This window comes from Pseudoalteromonas sp. OF7H-1, assembly GCF_022347825.1.
In the GTDB taxonomy this organism is placed as follows: Bacteria; Pseudomonadota; Gammaproteobacteria; order Enterobacterales; family Alteromonadaceae; genus Pseudoalteromonas; species Pseudoalteromonas maricaloris.
On sequence record NZ_JAKRFX010000014.1, the window covers coordinates 1 to 21,522 of the forward strand.

22 protein-coding genes are annotated in these 21,522 nt (G+C 42.9%); 9 read left to right on the plus strand and 13 right to left on the minus strand.

The window, feature by feature from the left end; genetic code table 11:
- Positions 1–450 precede the first annotated feature (450 nt).
- Entirely contained in the window at positions 451–765 is a 315-nt protein-coding gene (locus tag MHN30_RS16490; protein ID WP_239360390.1) for a hypothetical protein, read from the minus strand.
- 534 nt (positions 766–1,299) lie between these two features.
- Here MHN30_RS16490 and MHN30_RS16495 point away from each other — a divergent pair.
- Together MHN30_RS16495 and MHN30_RS16500 are read left to right on the plus strand one after the other, a co-directional pair.
- Positions 1,300–1,737, plus strand: a complete 438-nt coding sequence (locus tag MHN30_RS16495) for a thioesterase family protein (protein ID WP_010607300.1) — start codon at positions 1,300–1,302, stop codon at positions 1,735–1,737.
- Between the two features lie 414 nt (positions 1,738–2,151).
- Positions 2,152–3,159, plus strand: a complete 1,008-nt coding sequence (locus MHN30_RS16500) for a fatty acid desaturase (protein WP_239360392.1) — start codon at positions 2,152–2,154, stop codon at positions 3,157–3,159.
- 21 nt (positions 3,160–3,180) lie between these two features.
- Here MHN30_RS16500 and MHN30_RS16505 read toward each other — a convergent pair whose 3' ends face one another.
- The 9 genes from MHN30_RS16505 to MHN30_RS16545 form a co-directional block, all read right to left on the minus strand.
- A complete protein-coding gene (locus MHN30_RS16505) occupies positions 3,181–3,684 on the minus strand; it encodes an RNA methyltransferase (RefSeq protein ID WP_239360394.1) in 504 nt (167 codons plus the stop codon).
- Between the two features lie 143 nt (positions 3,685–3,827).
- Entirely contained in the window at positions 3,828–4,142 is a 315-nt protein-coding gene (locus MHN30_RS16510) for a DUF6172 family protein (protein WP_010370561.1), read from the minus strand.
- Positions 4,143–4,380: 238 nt separating this feature from the next.
- Positions 4,381–5,154 (minus strand): hypothetical protein, encoded by a 774-nt coding sequence (locus tag MHN30_RS16515; protein ID WP_130164689.1) that lies wholly within the window; start codon positions 5,152–5,154, stop codon positions 4,381–4,383.
- Between the two features lie 398 nt (positions 5,155–5,552).
- Positions 5,553–6,056, minus strand: coding sequence for a hypothetical protein (locus MHN30_RS16520; protein WP_239360396.1), 504 nt, complete (start codon positions 6,054–6,056; stop codon positions 5,553–5,555).
- A 221-nt stretch (positions 6,057–6,277) separates the two neighbouring features.
- On the minus strand, positions 6,278–6,778 hold the full coding sequence (locus MHN30_RS16525; RefSeq protein ID WP_239360398.1) for a hypothetical protein: 501 nt from the start codon (positions 6,776–6,778) through the stop codon (positions 6,278–6,280).
- 149 nt (positions 6,779–6,927) lie between these two features.
- Complete coding sequence (locus tag MHN30_RS16530) at positions 6,928–7,791, minus strand: hypothetical protein (protein WP_239360400.1); 864 nt, start codon at positions 7,789–7,791, stop codon at positions 6,928–6,930.
- Entirely contained in the window at positions 7,788–10,247 is a 2,460-nt protein-coding gene (locus MHN30_RS16535; protein WP_239360402.1) for a fimbria/pilus outer membrane usher protein, read from the minus strand. The genes MHN30_RS16530 and MHN30_RS16535 overlap by 4 nt, the downstream gene beginning before the upstream one ends.
- A gap of 11 nt (positions 10,248–10,258) precedes the next feature.
- The gene (locus tag MHN30_RS16540) at positions 10,259–10,954 is read right to left on the minus strand and encodes a fimbria/pilus periplasmic chaperone (protein ID WP_130164684.1); all 696 of its coding nucleotides are present in this window, start codon (positions 10,952–10,954) and stop codon (positions 10,259–10,261) included.
- 162 nt (positions 10,955–11,116) lie between these two features.
- Positions 11,117–11,425, minus strand: a complete 309-nt coding sequence (locus MHN30_RS16545; protein WP_039492032.1) for a hypothetical protein — start codon at positions 11,423–11,425, stop codon at positions 11,117–11,119.
- Positions 11,426–11,471: 46 nt separating this feature from the next.
- On the opposite strand from MHN30_RS16545, the gene MHN30_RS16550 reads away from it, so the two are divergent.
- The 3 genes from MHN30_RS16550 to MHN30_RS16560 all read left to right on the plus strand — a co-directional run bounded on the left by MHN30_RS16550 (position 11,472) and on the right by MHN30_RS16560 (position 14,201).
- On the plus strand, positions 11,472–11,681 hold the full coding sequence (locus MHN30_RS16550; RefSeq protein WP_069021470.1) for a LytTR family DNA-binding domain-containing protein: 210 nt from the start codon (positions 11,472–11,474) through the stop codon (positions 11,679–11,681).
- 279 nt (positions 11,682–11,960) lie between these two features.
- Positions 11,961–13,805 (plus strand): hypothetical protein, encoded by a 1,845-nt coding sequence (locus MHN30_RS16555; RefSeq protein WP_069021468.1) that lies wholly within the window; start codon positions 11,961–11,963, stop codon positions 13,803–13,805.
- Between the two features lie 165 nt (positions 13,806–13,970).
- Positions 13,971–14,201 (plus strand): hypothetical protein, encoded by a 231-nt coding sequence (locus MHN30_RS16560; RefSeq protein WP_239360405.1) that lies wholly within the window; start codon positions 13,971–13,973, stop codon positions 14,199–14,201.
- Here MHN30_RS16560 and MHN30_RS16565 read toward each other — a convergent pair.
- Positions 14,177–15,082, minus strand: coding sequence for a LysR family transcriptional regulator (locus MHN30_RS16565; RefSeq protein WP_130164683.1), 906 nt, complete (start codon positions 15,080–15,082; stop codon positions 14,177–14,179). The two genes, MHN30_RS16560 and MHN30_RS16565, sit on opposite strands and share 25 nt — an antisense overlap.
- Before the next feature lie 158 nt (positions 15,083–15,240).
- On the opposite strand from MHN30_RS16565, the gene MHN30_RS16570 reads away from it, so the two are divergent.
- The 4 genes from MHN30_RS16570 (at position 15,241) to MHN30_RS16585 (ending at position 18,675) form a co-directional block, all read left to right on the plus strand.
- Positions 15,241–15,933 (plus strand): type 1 glutamine amidotransferase domain-containing protein, encoded by a 693-nt coding sequence (locus tag MHN30_RS16570; protein ID WP_239360407.1) that lies wholly within the window; start codon positions 15,241–15,243, stop codon positions 15,931–15,933.
- 24 nt (positions 15,934–15,957) lie between these two features.
- Positions 15,958–17,019 carry an NADP-dependent oxidoreductase gene (locus MHN30_RS16575; RefSeq protein ID WP_130164681.1) on the plus strand — a complete coding sequence of 354 codons (1,062 nt, stop codon included), beginning with the start codon at positions 15,958–15,960 and terminating at the stop codon, positions 17,017–17,019.
- Between the two features lie 23 nt (positions 17,020–17,042).
- A complete protein-coding gene (locus tag MHN30_RS16580; protein ID WP_239360409.1) occupies positions 17,043–17,651 on the plus strand; it encodes a glutathione S-transferase family protein in 609 nt (202 codons plus the stop codon).
- Between the two features lie 358 nt (positions 17,652–18,009).
- A complete protein-coding gene (locus tag MHN30_RS16585; protein ID WP_239360411.1) occupies positions 18,010–18,675 on the plus strand; it encodes a hypothetical protein in 666 nt (221 codons plus the stop codon).
- Positions 18,676–18,699: 24 nt separating this feature from the next.
- Here the strand turns inward: MHN30_RS16585 and MHN30_RS16590 are convergent, their stop codons facing one another.
- Both MHN30_RS16590 and MHN30_RS16595 read right to left on the minus strand, forming a co-directional pair.
- Positions 18,700–20,355, minus strand: coding sequence for a Na/Pi symporter (locus MHN30_RS16590; protein ID WP_239360413.1), 1,656 nt, complete (start codon positions 20,353–20,355; stop codon positions 18,700–18,702).
- 48 nt (positions 20,356–20,403) lie between these two features.
- Entirely contained in the window at positions 20,404–21,456 is a 1,053-nt protein-coding gene (locus MHN30_RS16595) for a helix-turn-helix transcriptional regulator (protein WP_239360415.1), read from the minus strand.
- Between the last annotated feature and the right edge of the window lie 66 nt (positions 21,457–21,522).

Genomic DNA, 21,522 nt, shown 5'->3' on the forward strand with positions numbered 1-21,522 from the left:
AGGCACAAGGGCGCGAATACATCAAAGAGGCCGAGGTAGCACCTCATCAAGAGCCCGGATATAAGCACGCAATCACACCAATAATGCTAAAAATGGCTTGTACAATTGGAGGAGTCCATATAAGCGGCTTCACGCCGCGATCTCTTATAGCAACGTATAGCTGAGACTTCACACCAAATCTCTACGTAGATCGCCATTTATGGCGACAAATAATATACGTCTTTGGTTTTTCCTCGCCGGCGAAGCGACAAAAGGTACAGTTGAAGACTGGATTCAAAAACAAGTAGCGACATAAAGTCGCTGCTACGAATTGTTCATAGCCGCTGGCAACCATCAAAAGATCGCGGCGTGAAGCCGCTCCCACCCGATTAACTTCAGCTTGGTATAGAGTAGCGTAGTGCTTTTGCCGCCATTGCTTACAGTCAGGCCTTGTTGTGTGCATTTACCGCCTTAATGGACGGTAATAGGCAGGTCGTTTACCACTAACGATTGGCCATTTTGCTGAGCTCGAAGAAAACTGGATACCAAAACGTCGTTGGATAGGGTGCTGATGTCGTTAACGGTTTCGACCATGCAAAACGTAATGGACTCCCAACCTAAATCTTTAATAAAGGCTTCAAGTTTATTGATGTTATCTTCGTAGTTTTCGTCTGTGGTTAGCAGGCCGATGGAGTGTTTGTTACCAAGTTTGTATTTTCCTTGCTGAGTGATGGCGCATTTGGCGTAACCGCTCAGTACATAAACTGTATTTGTGCTGTTGTTCATATTGGTGACATGCTTAAGTTTAATTCTGATTTTGATTTCAGATGCATTTTTTAAACCAAGCTTGTAAATATTGCTCTGCTGTTTGCTTATGTATTGAAAGTATTGAGAAAATTTATTGTGTATTTATCTTGGTTGTTGAACCTATAAAAGGCGTCAATTTTTTGTGAGATTGAGTGATAGGGATTTCGCTTGAATTGTGTTTCTATCTAAAGCTACGCTGAAAACAAAGGGAGCTGAAGCATTACTTGTCGCCATAAATGGCGACCTACGTAGGGTACAATGCAAGAGCAAAGCTATAAAACCCAGCTTTTTCCGTGTGCTTATATCTGCCGCTTTGTCGAGATCAAAAGGAGTTGAAGCATTATTTTTCGCCATAAATGGCGACCTACGTGGGATAGCGTAAGGTTGCACTGCGAAATGCTGGTTTTGCTTTCTTTGTTTTGACAAGTTGTCTTTAAATCATCTCATTAACCTTGTTGCTGGTACGATGAGTTGTTACTCTCAAGTTCAATAAATAAAATTAAAGGTAACATCATGCAGGAATTTTTAGAAAAGTTTGCAATCACCACCAAAGTGAATGTGGTATGGGGAGAAATGGATGCGTTGGGGCATGTGAATAACGTGTCGTATTTTCGTTATTTTGAAACCGCGCGAATCGATTTTTTGACTCAAACGGGCTTACTTTCTGTATTATCTGAACCTACCCATAGTCCGGTTTTGCGTGATACTTACGCGCAATATAAAAGACCCGTTACGTTTCCAGATACCTTGTATATTGGCTCATATATTACCGATATCAAAGAAGACCGCTTTACCATGCGCTATGAGGCGTTTAGTGAATCACAACAAGCAGTATGCACAACGGGGTATGCGAATGTGGTGATGTTTAATATGAAAACAGGGAAAAAATCGCCAATTCCAGAGAGCATGCTGGCGATATTGAAGCAATACGAGATGGACGATAATCAATAGAAACTCGGAGCTTAGGTGTTTCGTTGCGTTGCTGTTTGAAAAGCGGTTGCGGCATAAAACCGCTGCTACGGGAATATAAGATGGATGATAATCAGTAGAAACTCGGAGTTTAGGTGTTTCGTTGTACCGCTGTTTTAGAGTTGTCTCGGCGTAAAGCCGCTGCTACGACAATATGAGATGGACGATAATCAATAGAAGCGCGAAGTTTGGGGGTTTTGTTGCGTTGCTGTTTTCAAGTTGTCGCGGCATAAAGCCGCTGCTACGGGAATATAAGATGGATGATAATCAGTAGAAGCTTGGAGTTTAGGTGTTTCGTTGCGTTGCTGTTTTAAAGTTGTCGCTGCATAAAGCCGCTGCTACGGTAATACGAGATTGCGTTATGATTTTGATATCAAAAAGTGAGTAAAGCGACCAATGCCAATATTAACTGCGAGGCAGAATATCAAAGCGATAGTGACTGCTATCCAAGCTGAAGAGCAGTTGCTTCGAACGCGTTATCCTATTTTAAATCAGCAAAACGGTATTGCTATGGTTATTTTGCTGTTGTCGTTAAGTGCGCTATTTGGTGTTGCCTCGCTTTACTATTTTGCCGTTATTCCTGCATGGCTGTGTATTATCTTGGCGGCTTTTATCGCCTCTATTTCTCATGAGCTTGAGCACGATTTGATCCACAAGCAGTATTTTAGTGATCGCCCGTTCGTATATCATTTTATGATGTTGACGGTGTGGCTGATGCGGCCAAATACGGTAAATCCTTGGTATCGCAGGCAAATTCATTTACATCACCACAAAGTGTCTGGTACTGAACAAGACATAGAAGAGCGCTTGGTGGGTAATGGTATCCAATCTCCTTGGTTGCGAGCTGTGGTGGTTACAGACGGGTTGTTAGGTTTATTATTGAATGCCAAGCGGTTTAGTCGAGAAATCAAGGGTTTTAAGTTTTTGCAGGTCTTTAATGCTGGTTTTCCGCTTGCTACGGCTTATTTTGCAACTTTATATGGTGTGATTGCTTATTACGTGCTGCAATTTATGCAACCGTTTGAATTACCTAGGTGGGGAGCAGAGTTGCTAGCAGTTGCTGAATTTTTAATGGTGGTATTGATTGTGCCTAATATGATCCGCTCAGCATCTTTAAACCTTGTTACATCTTCAATGCATTATTATGGTGGCGTGAGTAACGTATTAGAGCAGACCCATGTGATCACCAGTCGCTGGTTTTTACCATTTCAGTTATTTTGTTTTGATTTTGGCCGTACGCACACAATTCATCACTTTGTGCCTAATCAACCGTTTTATATTCGACAATTGATAAGTAAAAAAGTACGCCCGGTTATGGCCCAGCATGGCGTGCGTTTTGATGACTTACAAAGCTTAAAAAACGCAAATCACTACCCGGTCAAAGGGCGGGTTAGTCAAAAATAAAAAGATGCTTACAGCAAGAACTTATCCAACCGTGAGGCGGTTATTGATATCACGGCTGGTGAGTATCTGACTAGCATCAAATCCAGTTGAGCGTTTTGCCATACGGTCGTATAACAACACGTTGACTGTCGCGGCTAAGTTCATGCAGCCTGTGGTTGGTACATATACCACGGCATCGGCGGCATCCACGATTTCCTGTGGCAGGCTGCCATCTTCAGGACCAAAAATGTATAACGCATTGTCGGGGTGAACAAACTGAGGCAGTGGGGCTGCGCCCTCTACCAGCTCCACACAGACAAGCGCACGGCCAGCTACTTTTAAACTGATAAAATCATCAACTTGTTTGATGGGAATGTTGTCGGCAACGTTTTTTGTATCCGTATGATACTTTGCAGCCCTTGCATAACGATTGCCACTAAAGTAGATGGCTTGCGCATCATAACAACCTGCGGCCCGTAATACGCCACCCACGTTGGTTGGTGATTTAGGGTTTACCAATCCGATTGCTACAAATGACTCGCTCATACTTTTTAATTCTCACTATACCGGCAGTAGTGCCACCAAAAATTCGACGAGCGATTGTATCATGCGCGTGATTTTGTGCCAGTTGGTATTGTTGGGGGAGAGTAGATGTTGTCGAGCTAAAGCTCGACCTACAGAAGTTGGGCTTAGTAGTCTTCTAACTCATCGTCAGATAAATCGTTTGATTTTCTATAGCCTGGCTTTGCTAAAATCTCAACATAAAAGGAAGTGAGGTTTTCAGTTTGCGTTTTATCAATCAACTTGTTTAGTTGTGATAGGTGCACCGGCTCGGCTTCTGCTTCTGTGTTACCAAACTTACAATCAAAATCCCAATAATCAGCTCCTGCTGGCAAAGTTTTGTTGCGCTCGCGCTTTAGGTATTTTTTAAGCTCATGCTTAACCGCGTCAACGCGTCTTTCAAGTTTGATTTTAGGGTGAATTAGTTCAAATGTCTTTTTCATAGTTGCCTTCAAGCAAGAAATACTCAATCGGCAAAACAGTATGCCTGAGTAGATAATGTGTATTGATTTAAGCGTAAAGCTTACGCGCGAATAAATACAGGAATGTAATAGGATATTTTACGTTATATTTTGTGAACTGGCGAGGGACTTTATGAGTGTCCAAAAGAATAAAAGCTGAGTTGGTTGCGCGAGTTCGCAGCCAACTCATATTACTAACGTAACCATTGATAATGGCGGATTAATTCGCTTTTGGTTGCGTTTGAGTTGTGGGGGCTGCGGCCAATTTACGCTCCAAACGCTCTAGTTTTTCTGCCAGTGCGGTTTGTGTCATCTCTATTTGGGTAAGGCTTGCGCCGATCTCTATCTGTTTAGAGTCTCTGCTTTGCGCTTGAGACTTTAACTGATCAACATCGCCATTAATGGCTGCAATTTGATTTTTTAGCACACTAGCGGCTTGCTGTTGTTCTTCTAATAGCGATAGTTTTAAAGCAAGCTCCGTTTGACTCTGCGATAGCGTTTCTACTTTGGTAGTCGTACTGGTCTGGTTTTTAGCGTTATTACTTGCTTGCTCTTCGAGCTTTTTGATGTCTGATTGGTTTCTTCGCCACGCTGACGCCCATAGTTTATCCATCTGTGACCAAAGCTCGTCTGTGCGCTCGGTTAGTGTGTTCAATTTTGCTTGCATTGCACCCGCGGACAAGTCCATCTCTTCATCTGTGGCGGTGAGGGTATGCTCAAGCTCGGCAATGCGCTTTGTTGATTCGAGTAATTGTGCCTGAGTTGTTAAGTTTTGTTGGTAGAGCGCAAACGCCGCAGCAGCCAACGCAATAATCGAGATTGCACCCAACCAATTCATCATCCCCATCCCTTTGGCGGGCTGGCTTGTTTGTTTGGTACTTTCTTTTGGTGCTGAGGTTTTACGGCTCGCTTGAGTGGTGGAGTTTTTATAGGCTTCAACCTGATCTAAATCTGGCGTAATACTGGGAAGCTCAGGTTCAATTCTCTTATCCAACGTACTTTCCTCTTTTTTGAGATTTATAAGGAGCCTTAGCAGCTTACTTGAAAATAACGCAATATGGAATCGGCTGGGTTAAGTGAGTCGATGGAGAAAGGGGAGAGCTTTGCCTATTTAACCTGAGCTGCGGAAAATTAATGCCTTTCTAGCAGCCTGTTTTAGCGCTAACTGCGTTGAATTCACTTCCAATAGCCAGCTATTGGTGCGTAAATTCGCCTTGCCTACAGGATGTAGGTACCTTAGCGAGAGCAGGACGCGGAAGCGGTGTTTTCCCTAAAACTCTCTGGCTAGAAAAGTAAAAAACTAAGTTGTTCTTTAGAAACAATGAGTTGGAACATTCCTTATCCAAACCTCAGGTTATTTAGAAAAGCCAAAGGTGCTTTCTGATCTTGTAGCTAGTTTGAACTTACCGTTACTGTGATGACATCTGAGTAAGTACCTGCGGCATTTAGGCCGTTGGAAAGCGGGGTGATATTCAACGGCGTTGCTTTGGTTTCACCACTACTACCGGTACCTGCAGCTGTTGCATTGGTGTGCTGATATACACCATTTTGCAGATCTATCCCTTCGCTATCACCAATATTTAGGGTGTAAGCCAGTTTGCTGCCTTGACCGTTATCGGAAACTAAAAATCCGCCATTGGCAGAGCTATAAGAAGTGGTTGCGTTTTCGCCGGTATTGCACCAAACCTCTAATACGCCAATCTGCTGGGTTGTTTGGGATGCGTCTAGGTTTAGTCCCGTGGTGTTGTTTTCAGTACTAATTGTTTTGCAAGCGGGGTCTATAGTGCCTTCAAAGGAGAATTTACTTTCAGAAGCCGTTGTATCAATAACTGCAGCATGCACAAACATAGATGCGCTTACTAAAACTGCAAAGAGTAATTTTTGTATGGTGTTCATGGCTTCTTCCCCCTCAAATAAAGTACAGCAGTTATGTCTCAATTTGCAAGTGAAATGCCACGGGCTACGGGATATTTTATCTGTAGATTTGGGGAGAGTAGAACATTATCTTAGCGCTATAAATTAATTGCCGGGATGTATAATTACTAGCCCGGCCATTTACTTTATTTGGGGGAGGGCAACGAGTGCTTTTGTCAAACGCTCACTGCCTCATTATTTTGTTAGTTAGGGCTAACCGTTACAGTGATGGTATCAGAGTATGTACCCGCATCGTTTAAGCCATTTGACTGTGGTGTGATCTTTAACGTAGTTGCTTGCGTGTCACCTGCGCTGCCTGTGCCTGCCAGTGTAGTTAGGTGCTTATAAGTACCGTTTTGTAAGTCAACACCTGAAGTGCTGCCGATATCTAGCGTGTAAGCAATTTTGCTGTTTTTGCCGTTACCAGCAACTAAGAAGCCGCCGTTAGCTGAGCTATATTCAGTTATTGCATTTTCACCTGTGTTACACCACACGTCTAGCGTACCAATTTCTTGAGTTTCTTGAGTAGAATCTAGATTTAAGTTAGTTACGCTGTTTGAGCCACTATCAGTTTTACACATGGCTTCAATAGTACCTTCAAAGGTGAAACTTGCTTCATTTCCTGTTGTTTCTACTACAGCAGCTGCCGCAGTCATTGACGTGATTGCTGAGGCAACAAATAGTGATTTAAGTAATGTGTTCATGGCGCATCCCCTTGAATAAAGTACTGCTTTATAATTTGTGTTAGGTTGAATACCTAGTTATTTCAAATTAAAAGCAATTGGTGTGCCAATGTTTTTAATGTTTGTTTTCTTTTTATTGTTTTGTTTTTTTATTATTATAATTCAATTTGTTATCTTGGGTAGACAGTGAGTGATAAATTGTCGCGATAGTAGCCTGCGGGCATAAGCTCGGTATTACCTAGCTGAAATTCAAAGCCAAACCACGAATCTCTGACGCCGGGATAGAAATTATAGCTTCGCGTTAAACGTTCTGATGACGATATTTTGACGTTATCGAAACTAATTGCGTAATCAATAAGGGCTCGTTTGTTGGTTTCATGACGCAAGCCGTTATATTCAGAGTCTAGGACGATATCGTATGAGCTATTACTCAATATTTTTATACCCCAGTAAAAGCGCATATTCGTTTTTAGTTCGCCTAAGTCTATGAGGTAGTGACCATCATCGCCCGACACTTTACCTTTGCTTGAGTTATCGAGCGAGATGGCGATTTGTGGCTCGGCATAATAGGTCATCTCCAGATATTGCTCTGCGATGACCTTGTTGCGCCTTACAATAGACACTTTTACCGCACCATAGTAATAACCTGCAGGGAACAAACTATAGTGCCTTAAGCGCATCCACATTTGTGTAGAGCGGCTAGTTAAGGTTGCTTTGGCGATACCGTTTTTAACGTTAATACGTTTGTATTGAGAGTCCAGCAGTCTAGCGTATTTATCTTTAGTCGGGCCTGAGAAGACAAACGAATAATAATATGTATCTTCAACCCAGATTTCATCGGCACAATCTAGTAGCGAATCCGAAACCTGTATTTTTAGCGGTAAATATACGGTTACTTGATTGCCATACTCTTCTTTTATCTCGGCTGAGTTAGAGGTCGCCAAAAAATTGCCATCACATTTGTTGCGCTTGGCCAATGCAACAGGCGAGATCAAATAGCTGAGTGCAAGCAGCAAAAATAGTGCGAACTTCATTTGTTTGGATCTCCCTGCAATTGTGCTTGCTCAAGCGTGATGGTGCCAATTTTGATAAATCGTTTTTCGCCATCATTCACGGTAAATTGTCCGACGATGTTGTTAATTTCGATTAGGTAGCTACCTGTACTGATACCTTCTACAACAAATCGACCCACTCGGTTGGTAAAAAAGGTGCGATTGATTGGAGCGTTGTCACTGTCGCCGGCATTAGATTGCCTTATTACTTGTCCTCTTCCCAGTGCAATAGGTGTGCCTTGTTCGTCGACTACTGTACCTATCACGGTATAAGACAGGTCCGAACCTACTTGAATATGGTGCCCTGTATTGGCGCCACCGACTAATTTATAAGTGCCGGGACCCCAATCATAACCCAGAGGAGCGTTGGGTACATCAATATTAAATTGATAGTTGGTGTAGCCAGTGCCCAAGTCAATTAATGCGCCAATGTGTTGCGTTGGTTGGTTTTGTGCACGGCCAAAGCGGTCGACGTTAACTAATACGTCGTTATTTTTTAATGTTTTATGCTTAGTAACTACAGCAAAAGGAGTGGTAGTAGTGGCGCCCATACCAAAGTGACCATCAGCAAAACCTATACTTGACGATAAGTTAACACTGGCGGAGCTGTCACTCGTAAATTGCGAGCGAGTGTAATTACTTGCGGTCATATCAGCTCTAAAAAATGCGTTAGTATGGCTGGCTTTTAGCTGTTCTTGCCTATACCCACTGCCTTTTTCCGCCCGTAATTCATAGCCATAGTCATTGACGTAGTTATTGTTTGTTTTGGCATAGCTTACGCTGGCGACTTTACTACGGTTGTTATATTGAGCTCTCGTGCGGACGTTGTCTTGGCGGTTGTAATGGTTCCACGTAAAGTTAAGCACGAATTGATTTTCGGAGACGACACGAGGATCGTCACTGACATTATGGTTATATCCAACTCTTACCCTGGCCCCTTCGTAGCGAAAATTAAGCTCAGCAGAAAGGTTTTTAGTGACCAAATCTTCATTATTTACTTGCCGCGTTGCGTTGAGCGTAAAGTCTATGTGGTCGTTGATAATATAGCTGTAGTCAGCAAAAGCTCTCTTGATATTGCTGAGCGTGACTTCTTCAAGCCAAGGCGAGTTGCTAAAGTCTTCCATGATTTCATAACCCAAACGTAAGTTGGGCGAGCCATAATTACCATGACCAAAAATACTATGCTCTGTTTCTATTGAGAAAGCATTGCCGGAAATATCAGACGTTTTACTTTGCGAGTAACGCAGCGATACATTACCCAAAGGGCTACTGAATGTGGTGATTGAGCCAAATACTTGCCCTTGTGGATGAGCCGCGCCATTAACTCCAAGTGAGAGTTTGTCGGTAACGCCATATTCGTAACTGCCAGAGAGCAGCGCGTCGTCGTCATAATGATAACGACCATCATCTACTACCGATAAAAAACCAACTGCTAGCGAGTAGTCACTCACACCTTGAGCTAATAGCCGAGAGTTATAGTGGCTAGTAAAATGGAAGTGCTGGGTTTCACCGTTGGCATATGTCGCAACAACGTGAATATTATTTATGCCTGAAGTCAGCGGTAAGTCATTGAGGTCATAGCGCCCCGCTTTGAGGCGTACTCTAGAAATCAAAAACTCATTAATAAATATCTCAAGTGTTGCAGGGCGGGGTAACATAAACTGTTGGCTGTTACCTGGGGTGATCTTACGTTGGGGTTGCAGCTTTGAATAGGCGCTTGCGACTTTGAAGCCTGCAAGTGGAGCACCCGATAAATGGCCATTGTTACTGCTTTGGGTATCGCCTAATGTGAATCGTCTCGGTTTTTCGGGCTGATCGTAAAATACAGCCGTATCACCACGGTAGACGTGACTTTGCTCGGTGCTGCCGCTTTCCCAAAAAACCGAACTGTGCATATTTATGCCGTTGCTACCGCCAACATTGGCATTTATAAGCCATTCGAATTGTGAGTGGTAGCTTTGATTATTGTCACTACGCTCATGGTTTAAGTTGAGATTATTCAGTAAAGCCCAACGCGCTTCTTGTGTTGGTTGTTCAAAGTATTTCTTTCTGCCATAAGAAAGCGTGTCTGTAGCCATGGCCGCTTCTGCTAGCGACATGTCTATAGTGAGATCTTGTGCCTTGAGATCAAGCGTAATTCCCTTTGCTTGTAACATATCTAGGGTGACCTCGTGCTCCTCAAGACTTGAGAGCCAATCGAGTACGTCTTTACTTAATACGGATTGTAGGTTTTCCTTCAGCTGCATGGCTGAAACCGATTTTAAATCGTATCCATCTACAGAGGCAGAAACTTGCCCCACCTCGGCATTATTCAGCCGAACGGGAAAATCCATTGAATAAACCGCCGCCCATGCGGGGGCTGTCCACATCAGATAAAGTGGAGTAAACCAAAATTGTTTTAAACGAGGCAAGCGCAGGCTTGAGCGCACTGTTAACATCTAGCTATTTTTTACTTAGAAGCCAGTAGATTGATAAGCTCTACTGTTTTACTCGGCTTGTCATTGAGCAATGGCTGTAAATTTATCACCATAGTGTGATTTGGCATTATAAAACGGCCCGCAGTAACTGACTGAAACTTCACCCAATCTATGACAGTTGCGCCATCGTGGAAACGGTATTCAAACTGCGATAAGTCCAGTACTCGGTCACCTTGGTTACTTAGGGTGAGTGTACAGTCGGTCAGCTCTTCACATTGCAGCGCGCTATTTATTTGCGATTGAACACCATCCGGACTAACAAACACTAAAGTGGCAAAGTTAAATACCATTTTAACGCCAGATGCTTCATCTTCTCCGGGAAGTGGCAGCTGTTTGAAGACAATGCGATAAGACTGTGTTTGTTTGAGTTCGGGCGAGCCTAGGTATTTTGCTCTGAATACTTGATAGCTTTTTGCCGGTACTTCCACTTGTGGAGGGAGCACAATAAAGTCTTCTTCGGCGCTGATCAGCACTTCTTTTTGGTGCTCGTCAAAAGTACGTTTAAGTACCTCTATCTCGATGGGTAAAGGATTGTCACTGGGGTTTTGGAGGCGGTAGGTCACGAGTGACTTTTTACCATGTGACGAGAGGTCGACAATCATAGGTTGTACTTGGTAAGCCAAAGCCGGAGCTGCTAAACAAAACAGCAATAACAACAATATACGCATTCAAACTCCAACACTGAGAAGACCAAAATTTCCGCTATACGATACCCAGACTATTTGGTATTACAAGGGTAACATATACGCTTTTTTTAATAATAACCAAATAGTATGGTTGAAATTAGAAGAGTGACAGTTTTTCACAAACCCGAATAAATCTACATTGCTTCAGTCTTCAGGACCAAGCAAAGTAAAGGTTAAATGTTTACGCATATCTTTTAAAATCACCCCTTTTTTCAGCATGGCGGCGCTTAAACGCTTTTGCCATTTAAGAAGGTCCGGCCTTGCGGCTTCCAATGCTTGTTCGTTCTCAAATTGGAAAAAGAGTATTAATGAACCGGGGAACAAGTGATATTCCACATCAAACCAACATTGCACCATGCCGGGAATTTCTGCACGAGCTTGTTCTTCGAGTTTATCTGCAATGGTGAGTACCAAAGCTTGCTGTTTTTCTTGTACTTTTGAGAGCTTTTTCATAATGCTATGGATGTAAGAGGCCAAAAGCCTAATTATACTCAAGCTTATGGGCTATCAACAACTCGAACTTACTTTGCCCTCTATTTTTGTAAAAACACATCGTTCTTATTTAACTAATCTAAATGAAGTGGTGTCATTAGAAAGTGATAATAATCAAAGCAACTTGAAATTAACCAATGGAGCAAGTGTTCCCGTCAGTCGTCGGCTTGTCCCGTCGGTTAGGGCGACGCTTAAAGCATCTAATAACTTCAGTTAAACCTTGAATATTGTAATTAGACCACGTATCACAAAGGACATTACAGTTTTTGATTTAAGTTTCTCATATGACATTTTCTGTTCACAAATATATCTTTGTGCCTCTAAAGTTGACTGGTTAGATCTAAATCTAATTTTATTTATATAAATGTAAAAAAATAGTGAATTTGTATCGCGGCTTTAGTAGTGTATTTAGTAAATAAGCGCAGCCTTACTAGCTAAGATGCTAAAGTTTCGTTGTGTAATGAAGAACCAAGGAAAACAAAAACTAAGGAAACGCATGAAATTATCGAGTGTACTTTCACTGGTCAATCAAGTGGAGAAGTCAAAATTTATAAATGCTATAGATAGGATTTGTCTAGAAGCTGTAAAGCACGACAACAAAATAGCAACTCAGTTAAATAAACTTGATGGTCAAATTAAAAATGCAACAAGTAATGATATTACTCAGCTATTTAAAATTGTATTACCTCACTTTGAAAAGTCGGTAAAAGAACAATTAGCGATGTTGGGAGCTCAAGCTACTCTTTTGACAAATATTCTAAGTAGAGATGGAAACTGCATTGCTAGGGTTAATTGGATTGAGTCTTTATATACAAAAGAATGGGAACTCATTGACTCCAAAGCTAACGAATTACGCTCTGAAATTGCAAGTATCAGTGATGATGACATATTCTCCGAGGGAAAACGGTTAGGAATCTATCATGCTTGCCTAAAAGAAGCATATTCGAATGATGAAAGAAATAATAGAGAAGCGAAAATCACGGATGATGAACGTGGTATTCTTAATGTATTAGCTAAGCACCTTGATGTTACCTCAGATAATCAAGCTGGAATCGAGCATTTGATTGATCAAATCCCCAAGAATGGTGTGCAAGATGCAATTAATGATTTACGAGAAATTGGACTGGTTTTTGTAAGTAGAAAAAGGCAAACCGTATACGTTCCTGATGAAATTGTAAGCTTGTTTCACCGGCTACAAGGAAAGGAACTTGCCGACAAGCATCTGCTAAGAATTCTTAGAACCTTTACTGATGCGGAGCTCTCAAACGTACTTAAAAACCACAGAAAGAAAATTCGTGGTGTTGAGAGAAAAGATAAGATCGTAAATATAATCAAGTTGGGGCTGTCGGTCACTCAAATCCTAAAAGTGGACATGTTTAGCGAGGGTACGCCAGTCAACGATTGTAAAGATCGCTTAAAAACATTGATACAAGATCTAGATCTAGAATTGGATAAATTTGGTTCAACGATAGAAGAACGTATAGATCTAATCTTAAATGCTTTAAATCAAAGCTCGGAGCGAGAGTTTAATGCTTTAAGTGCTACAGGATTTAAAGAGCTATTTTCGACGCTGCAAAATCACTTCCCTTCATTAGCTACAATATTGAAACAAGAATTCGAGCTTGAAGAACAAGAGGAGCTAGATGTCGAGAAATTGCGGGCGCTGAGTATTACACCATATGATATTTTATATATGTTGACCAATGATGAAGTGAAAAGTGTTGTTGAAAGTATGGGGATTAAAAAGCGAGGAAACTTAAGGCTAAATATCCTTAGCAGCTTTGCTGATGCAACAGACAAACTGATTGATAATTATGGTGCTCTAGCGAGACGAGATTTGACTAAATTGAAAAGTGAAAATATAGAAGTAGCTGAAGCCGAATTAGGAGTTAAATTCGAAGAAGTAACTAAGGCAATATTTGAACAATTAGGTCTTGAAGTAGATGAAGATTTGAGACGTTCGATCAACACCTCGAAAGATAAGGCTGATATTCTCATTTCATTGAGTGAGGATGATGTAATTGTAGGCGAAGCGAAGACATGTAAAAACGGAGATTTTGCAAAGTACTCGACGACCTCAAGACAAGTAAAGTCATATGTAGGAAGATGTGAAGGTGCTGGTAAAAGAGTTGCTCAAGTTTTAATCGTCGCTCCCTCGTTTTCTGATGACTTTGTTGAGAGTGCGGAAATGGATACTGAAGTAAATATCTCTTTGCTGGAGGCTGATGGACTTAAGCGAATTCTGGATGCCTATAGAGCACGGAGAAAACCTAAGTTTTCAGCAAAATTGTTTACTAAAGGTGGCTTGTTGAAAGCCGATTTAATAGCTAAGAACATTTAAGTGTCAAAAGTCAATGAAGTCAGAAAGTAGCTTCTGACCTTTGTGATTTCATTGATCACTCAACATTAGTATCTCATCCACCAGCTGAGATACCTACTCGACCAAAGTGGTTAAACACTTTATTATCATGGCAGTATAAATTTCATGCAAGGAGCATAGTCTGTTATGACCAAGGAAAAATCGTTATCACTCTCTACAAAGCTGAAGTTTTTGCTTGCTGCAATTGGCAAGCATTTGGATTTTATCTCCGTTGGTATTCCGTTTTATGTTGCTGGTGGATTACTCATTTATATTGGGGTAACTGAGCAATACGGCGCAGGTGTTGGAGCTGCTATTTTAGGTGCCTTGTTTATTTCGATAGTTGTGATGTTTTACGCTTCAACCAATTGGCGCTGAAAATACCCTTTTAGAAAATCGAGCAGTAATCGCACTTTTTTAGAGTTGGCATTGCCTTCTGGGAAAACGCCATAAACATGTATGTCTGGCAGCGTGTAATCTTCTAATACAGGCACTAAAGTACCGGCTTGTATTTTTGGTAACGCATCGTAAGTCGGAATTCGTCCAAGACCGTGACCTCCCTCAACAAAAGCGGTGCGTGCCGCTGCATTGTTGGTGCTTATATCGCCTTTCATCGTGATGCTATAGGCCCGAGCCCCTTTACTCAATGTGAGTGCGCCCGATGTCAGCTTGTAAATCACCCATTGATGCTGATAGAGATCGGTGGGGTGTTTGGGGACGCCGTACTTTTGCAAATAGTCGGGCGATGCGCACAGGCAGGTCTTTAGCACCGAAAGTTTACTGGCTTGCAAACCTGAATCGGGAAGTGGTGCGCCTCGAATAGCCAGATCAATCCCTTCTTTGATGATATTGACGACTTCATCTGTGAGCATGATATCGAGCTGAATTTTTGGATACATAGCTCTAAATTCAATGAGTGCAGGCACTATGGTTTGCAGGCCAACATTCACAGGACAGGTAAGCTTTATTAGGCCGATAGGCTCTTTCTTTAAATTCTCAATTTGCTGGTTTGCGGCAAAAGCTTGCTCTGCAATCACACGGCAGCGCTGATAGTATTCGCGGCCTGCCTCTGTAAGTGAAATGGTGCGAGTCGAGCGGTTGAGCAATTTTATGCCTAACTGTGACTCCAGTTTTTTGACATGATAACTCACCACTGCACGAGACAAGTTTAAATGCCTAGCGGCGCCGCTTAAGGTGCCTTGCTCAATAACTTGGGCAAAAACGACCATGCTTTTAAGTTGCTCAAACGAAATGTCCACCCATTACTCCACTGGTTGAGATGAATTGATTGTATCAATTGTTTGAACAAAGAGTTAGCTTTTGTCTGCATTGTTTAACTTGTCTTGAGTTCATACATTTATATTTATCCGCAGGCTAAATAGCCTGAAGTTTCAAGAAAGAATGAGAGGTAACTTTGATGACGGCAAAGAAAATTCTAATGGTGCTAACGTCACATGCAGAACTTGGCAATACAGGTGAGAAAACAGGATTTTGGATTGAAGAGTTTGCCGCACCTTACTATGCCTTTGTGGATGCAGGGGTAGAAGTAACGCTTGCTTCACCAAAAGGTGGTCAGCCGCCAATTGACCCAAAAAGCGAACAGCCTGATTTCCAAACCGACAGTACGAAACGCTATTTTGATGATCAAAAAACACAGGAACTGGTGGCAAATACGCTGCAACTAGCTGAGGTGAGCGCGGCAGATTTTGACGCTGTGTTTTATCCTGGCGGTCACGGACCATTATGGGATTTAGCAACAGATACCAACTCAATCCAATTGATAAGCGCCTTTTTAGCAGCAGATAAACCAGTTGGTGCGGTGTGTCACGCTTCGGCGGTGCTAATGGATGTAAAAACCACGTCGGGTGAGTATCTGGTAAAAGGTAAAGTGGTGTCTGGTTTTACGAATAGTGAAGAGGCGGCAGTTGGGCTGACTGATGTTGTACCGTTTTTATTAGAAGATGAGCTAGTTAAACGAGGCGCTGATTTCCAGAAAGTCGATGATTGGAATGTGTTTGCTGTTAGAGATGGCTTACTGTTTACAGGACAAAATCCAGCAAGCTCTGAACTTGTCGCTGAGAAAATGCTGACGTACCTAAACCAGCTGTAACCTGCTTATTAAAAGGAATAAATCATGAGTAACGCAATAAACCAAACTCAAAACGCACAAACGAATCGTCGCATTACCTTAGCGTCACGCCCACATGGTGCACCAACGCAAGAAAATTTCAATTATGAAGAAGCACAGATCCCAACGCCGAAAGAGGGGGAAGTGCTCCTTCGTACCGTCTTTTTGTCGTTAGATCCATACATGCGTGGCCGTATGAGCGATGCAAAATCTTACGCTGAGCCGGTTGCTATCGGTGAAGCGATGGTAGGTGGCACAGTATCCCGAGTTGAAGCGTCAAATAACCCTAAATTCGCCAAAGGTGACTGGGTACTCGCGATGAGCGGTTGGCAAGACTACAGCGTTTCGGATGGCACTGGCTTACTTAAATTAGACAGCAATTTACCCAACCCATCATATAGCTTGGGCGTGTTAGGGATGCCAGGCCTTACCGCCTACATGGGACTGATGGATATCGGTCAGCCAAAAGCTGGAGAAACTGTAGTGGTTGCCGCAGCAACTGGTGCAGTAGGTAGCCTTGTTGGACAAATAGCAAAACTGCAAGGCTGTAGAGTAATAGGCATTGCTGGTGGCGCCGAAAAATGCAGTTACGCTACCGAGGCACTTGGTTTTGATGCCTGCCTTGATCACCGCAAGGATGATCTCGCTGAACAATTAGCGCAGGCATGTCCATCAGGAATTGACGTCTATTTTGAAAATGTGGGTGGCAAGGTGTTCGATGCAGTTATGCCATTGCTTAACTCAAGTGCCCGGGTTCCACTTTGTGGGTTGATCTCTCAGTATAATGCCACTGAGTTGCCATCGGGGCCTGATCGTATGTCGATGCTGATGGCGACGCTGCTGATTAAGCGAGTGAAAATGCAAGGCTTTATTGTATTCGACGACTATGGACATAGATACAACGAGTTCAGCGAAGCGATGCTGCCATGGTTAAACGCGGGCAAGATTAAGTACAAAGAGCACTTGGTCGAGGGGATGGATAATACAGTCGAGGCATTTATTGGCTTATTGGAAGGTAAAAACTTCGGCAAACTTGTCGTGCGCTTAGGTCCAGACGAACTCGTATAATTAGATTTATCAGGAAAAATTAGATGTTAACTGTTCACCACTTAAACGAGTCACGCTCGACAAGAGTACTTTGGCTTTTACATGAACTAGACATGCCTTATGACCTTGTGGAGCACGAGCGAAACTCTGAAACGCGCCTTGCGCCTGAAAGTCTTAAACAGGTGCATCCGCTTGGAAAAGCCCCCGTGTTGGTCGATGACAGCCTAGTCTTATGTGAGTCTGGAGCCATCATGGAATATCTGCTCGATAAGGCAGAAGACAGCCGTTTGCGACCAGATGCGGGGACACCTGAATACTATCAATATCAAGAATGGTTGCACTTTGCTGAGGGGTCATTGGCACTGCCGGTGATCGCATCTTTGATGATGAAGATGGAGCAGCGTACAGGCGATAAACCAATGGATGGTTACATTGCTAAAGAAGTCAATGTCGACTTTTCTTACATAGATGCCACACTTGCTAAGCAAAGCTATTTCGCAGGCAACGACTTTACCGCTGCCGATATAATGATGACAGTGATGCTAGAAATTGCAGATAAAGTCGGTTTGCTCACAACGCGTGGCAATATCAAAGCTTATCTTGAAAAAGTGCAAGCTCGCGCCGCATATCAAGCTGCACGAAGTCACGGTTAGCCGCTTTAAAAGCCAGAGCTTTGCTCTGGCTTTTGCGAAAGTAACTTTTGCACACGACTTCTCCTACTTAAGAGCGCTCCGTCAACATGCCTGCTTTTTCATTTTTTTGCCGTTTAATAAGGTGCCAGTCACCGAATTTCGAATCAATTCATAGCAGTGCCCTTCATTTGGTAAATCTTCTAAAGGAGAAGTTAAATAAGATGTTAATACTACCGTTTTCTATCTCTGCACTGGTTAAGTCGAATTAAACTCGGTGTTTACGAGAACATTTAATAACAAACTAAGCAGGTTTAACACTGTATTTTCTTCTTGGTTGGACTCAAAATAGAGACTTTACTCAGCTGGAAAAGGAGCCAGAATGAAAGCAAAATTGATAGTTGCAAGCGCAGTATTAGCGGTAGGGTTAGTGGGGTGTAATAGCGACAGTAGTGGTCCTGATGATGGTCAATGTGGTGGTGTTGGCAACTCAAGGTTTGATATAACCGGCTTTAACCTCGGTGAATTTAGTGCTGATCAGGTAGATGAGTGGGTTAACACTGAATATGATGGCGTTGAACCTATTTCGTATCAAACACTCGTATTTCAGCTTAAAGCTGATACGCAGTCTGTAGCGCAGTTAAGCGCACCGAGCTTTAAGTTTTCTTTAATTAGCACCGCTTATGCCTGTTCACCTGTTCCACCGTATACCAATGAAAAAATCACGGATATAAATATTACCTCTAGCGCTGCGTTTAGTGACGAGTTACCTGCAGGTTCAAGCTTAAATGAGGTGTTCGACATCGTCTATATCGGTTCCGATTACTCTAATCAGGTTGATTATCGTAGGCTGGATAATGGTGAAAATGACTACTTTTCAATATCTGAATTTTTAGATATGGAAGATAAAAAAGCGAGCGAATTTATCCAGTTTGCACTGAACAGTGAGCCCACTTACAAACAGAACCATGTATTTTATATTGAAATTTCACTGGATACCGGCGAGCAATTTTCGCTTGAATCTCAAGAGCTCAATTTTACCGAGTAATACTAAAAGTATCGCACCACAGCGCTAAGCTGTGGTGCTGTGTTCACTGCTTTGAATGCTTGATTGAGGTAGCTCTAGCTGCGCTTCAATGGCATGGATCAGCAACATCGCTTTATGCCACTGCTGTGAAAGTTGCCACATTTCCGCTAGTGTATTGATATTGCTTACCATCTTATCTATCGCCAGTGACGCGTGAGTACCTGCTAGAATTAAGTCGTCTTTCACATCGTCATGTAAACGTTGTAATGCCTCTTGCGCCAGCAACAGCTCAGTAGGTGTTACGTTTTGCCCGTGTAAGCTGGTTTTCATGAAGTGGCTAAGTTGGGCTTGGTATTCATTCAGTTGTGCATGCAAGTCATGATGCTCTGCGAGTTGCTTATATGGAGCGTGTTCCGTTAATTGTTCTACACAGTGACTACAAGTAAACAAATACTGCTCAATACGCATGAGTTTAGCGAGTAGTGAGGTGGTCTGTGATGATAATGCTGATTGCTCTACCGATACAATAAAAAGGCTAATTTGCTGACACAGAGATTGAACTGCATGGAGTGCCTGTTCAACTGCGAGCTTATCGGTCGGGAGTAGGCATTTATCAAATTGGGCCAACACCTTATCTGCAACGAGTTTGGACTCAAGCAATAACGCATTGATTGCAAGCTCTGGCGTTTGGGCGATGGTATTATCTAAAAAGCGTGGCCTCGAAGCCGTCTCCTCGGCACTGCAAAAACGTTTCATTAAAAAGCCAGCAAGCCTGTCATTGAGTGGAAAGATGAGTAGCACGCCCAAAATATTAAACAAAGTATGAAAAAGTGCCAATGACAACGCAGGATCAGCAGTGACGCCGAAAAGCGCGGTAAAATGGTTGATGAGATAAAACAACACAGGTAACACCGCAAAAGCGACCATCGCGGTGAATACATTAAATATGACCTGAGCCGCCGCGACGCGTTTGGCATTAGCTGTTGCGCCAATGGATGCCAGCATAGATGTTGACGTGGTGCCGACGTTTGCGCCGATGACCATCGCGCCTGCGGCATATAATCCAATCATGCCACTAGCAGCGGCGGTAATGGTCAAGGCGATGGAAGCACTGGAGGACTGAGTGAGAGTTGTCATCACCATTCCCACCAGCAAAAAGGTCAACATGCCGCTTATTCCCTCTGCGGTAAATTGGCTTAAGTCAAAAGCAGCGACAATATGCTCAAATGCACCTTTGAGAATATCAATACCGATAAAAAATAGCCCAAAACCAACCAAAGCCATGCCTGCCGATGCCAGTCGTGAGCGAGGTAGTAGCAACTTCATCAAGGCACCAATGCCTATCAAGGGAAGTGCGATAGCTTGGATATTAAATTTAAATCCAACCGCTGCCACTAACCAGCCAGTGATGGTGGTGCCAACATTGGCGCCATAGACAATACCAAGCGCCTGATGCATGGTAATAAGACCTGCATTTACAAAGCCCAAAGAGGCCACGGTAACCGCGCTGGACGACTGCACTAAGGCTGTCATGCAAAAGCCAGAAGCAATACCGCGCTGAGGGGTTTTGGTCCACACTCCAAGCACTCGGCGCAGTGAAGAGCCGGCCGCTAGTTTCAGGCCGTCTGTCATCATGCTTATCGCAACTAAAAATATTCCCAAACCGCCGAGCAGCGTTCCTGCAAGTTGAAGTGTTTCCATATCCCTTCCGCGTATTACATTTTTACTCTGTTTGCTTGTTGCACAATATCACTTTTGTTGTGCTTTGCTTTGTTTAACGTCAACTTTTACCGTAGAACTCAAACTCTGCAGAAATTGCATCGGCGTTACGCCATTCCACGACTTAAACGCACGTATAAAGCTACGCTCATCTGAAAACTGTAGCGTATGCGCCACCTCATACAAACTGCTGCCTTGAGTCAGTCGCAGTTTGGCCTGCTTGTTCTGTACGTTATTTTTGAGTTGCCTAAAACTGGTTTGATACTCAGCGAGCCTTCGTCTTAATGTTGCCGGACTGATATTGAGCTTGTCAGCCATTTGTTCTTGGCACAGTGTTCCCGCGTTAAGCTCACTATAGACTTTATCGAGCAAGTTAGCATGGTCGTTAATCGACTGCTGGTGATGGAGTGTACTTGCGAGCGAATGATAAATGGTATTGAGCGTTAAGTGCTCTAGCTTCGCCAAATCTAATGATTGATTCGTTTCTTGATATTGATAGGTGAGTAAGTAGCGATTGCTTAAGGGTTTAATGGGAATGTGGGTGATAACCGAGTTTAGCAGCGAGTTTGAGTCACTTTTGGTCTGCACTTGTGTGAGTTGAACTTGGGTGGTTTCGGCGCACACATATTTTACGAGGCCATGGATCAATATCAGCATGCTATCTAACATACAACGAGAAAATTGCGCGTCAGCGGCCGTGGCGTAGTCAAAGGCTGCATCATCAATTATGTAACTCACTTGAGAGTGTGATACTTCGCAGAAATTGTAAGTTCCCGCGTGGATAAAGTTATAGCCACGGGCAAGCTCTTGTAAGAGCTGAGTAATGGTGCGGCAATGGCGCAGGCTATTGAATACAAATTCGTTGGTGCCAGGCAGAAGCTTTTTGCGGTTGAGGTTTAGACTTTCGTCATTGAGCTCGACAGCACAGTGTTCCATCACGCGCATAAACTCAATGGCATCTAGGGCATCAATGGCTTTATTGATAGCCAAATACTGCGCGACCGCAGCAAATTCCAGCTTTGCTGCGGTGAGTGTGTGCTGCATCAATTGCACGTAGCAAGGTGCAATAGCGGTGTTTGACATAAATACGTAAGCTCATCCTGTCACTCTCAACAATTCAGTTAATCAACATCAACCCTAGATAGCAAT